At 63.2% G+C, this 1,498-nt stretch carries 1 protein-coding gene; it reads right to left on the bottom strand.

Features of this window, described 5'->3' with window-relative positions; all coding sequences use genetic code 11:
* Positions 1-36: 36 nt before the first annotated feature.
* Positions 37-1,443, bottom strand: a complete 1,407-nt coding sequence (locus E3T28_RS00410; RefSeq protein WP_420898253.1) for an IS30 family transposase — start codon at positions 1,441-1,443, stop codon at positions 37-39.
* Positions 1,444-1,498: the final 55 nt, after the last annotated feature.

Genomic DNA, 1,498 nt, shown 5'->3' with positions numbered 1-1,498 from the left:
GGCGGTTTCAAGCAGTCGTTGCAACACTGCGGTGGTTTAGGCCGGGATTAGTAGATCACGGATTCGCTCGGCTGGGGTATCCCACATGAGTGTTTTGCGAGGACGACCGTTGAGTTCCTGGGCGACGTGCTCCAGATCTTCCAGTCCGTAGGTGGAGAGGTCGGTGCTTTTCGGGAAGTACTGCCGTAGCAGCCCATTGGTGTTCTCGTTGGAGCCGCGTTGCCAAGGGCTCGCCGGATCACAGAAATAGACGGGCATGTCCGTGGCTGTGGTGAACGATCTGTGGGTCGCCATCTCGGAGCCTTGGTCCCAGGTCAGCGACCCGCGAAGGTGTTCCGGGAGAGTGGCGATGGCGGCCACGAGGCCGTCTCTGACGGCTTCGGCAGTGTGGTTATCGGGCAGGTGCACGAGCATCACATACCGGGTGGTCCGCTCGACCAAGGTGCCGATCGCGGACTGATTCAGCATGCCGGTGATGAGGTCTCCTTCCCAGTGTCCGGGAACGGCGCGGTCGTCGATCTCGGGTGGACGGTCGGCGATCATGATCATGGGATCGGCGAATCTGTTCCTCCGGGCTTGTCCGGTGTTCTGTGGTTTGCGGCGGGTGCGCCCGGTGCGCAGCGCGGCCTGGACTTCCTTCTTCAGCCCGCCGCGGGATTGCAGGTATAGGGCTTGGTAGACCGTCTCGGGTGACACTCGCATCTCCTGATGATCGGGATACTCCTTGATCAAAGAGTGGCAGATTTGCTCGGGAGACCAGCGGATCTGCAGCTTTTTCTGCACGTATTCACGCAGGCGTGACCCCTCGACCAGCTTGATGTCCTTGGGGCGGGGCCGGCGCTCAGCGGCCGCGCGGTGGGCCGCGTAGGGCTCGTAGGTGCCCGTGTCGGTGCCATTGCGGCGCAGCTCCCGGCTGATCGTCGACGGCGCCCGCAGCATGGTCTGCGCGATGAAACGGATGGATGCCCCGGTGGCCGAGAGGTCGCGGATCTTTTCCCGGTCGACGAGCGACAGGTACCGCGGATCTAGCTGCCTCTCGACCAGGGGAAGCAGCAGACGTTGACGGGCTTCGCTGAGAACAGGCACGTCCTTGTTGTAGTCGATGACGCGGCCGTCGGGGTACACCCGGCGATTGCTGGCGTGTTCGATCCCCTGGTCCCAGTCGATCGCGGTGCGAATGTTCAGCCCGGTTTGTCGGGCTGCGTCGACGCGGGCAGTGCCGGCCTCACGGAGTCGGAAGTACTCCGCGCGTCGGGCCCGGCTGTGCTTCTTAGCATCGATGCCTGCATCGACAAGCCACTTGTAACAGCTGGCCGGATGAAGCCCGACCTCTCGGGCTGCCAGGCTGACCTTGCCGAGGCGTTCGAAGGCGTCGAGGAACTCGACCCTCTCGGCTTCGCGGTAGGTCCTGTGCGGTAGCGGCGTGTTCGCGGTATCGAGCATGGGCGTTTGCAACTCTCAGAATGGTGAGTGTTGCGACGATCGCTAGAACCCAAGG

It is taken from the genome of Cryobacterium sinapicolor (assembly GCF_004403465.1).
Lineage (GTDB): Bacteria > Actinomycetota > Actinomycetes > Actinomycetales > Microbacteriaceae > Cryobacterium > Cryobacterium sinapicolor.
Note: the sequence above shows the minus strand (reverse complement) of the source record. Positions and strands in the feature narration are given on the sequence as shown.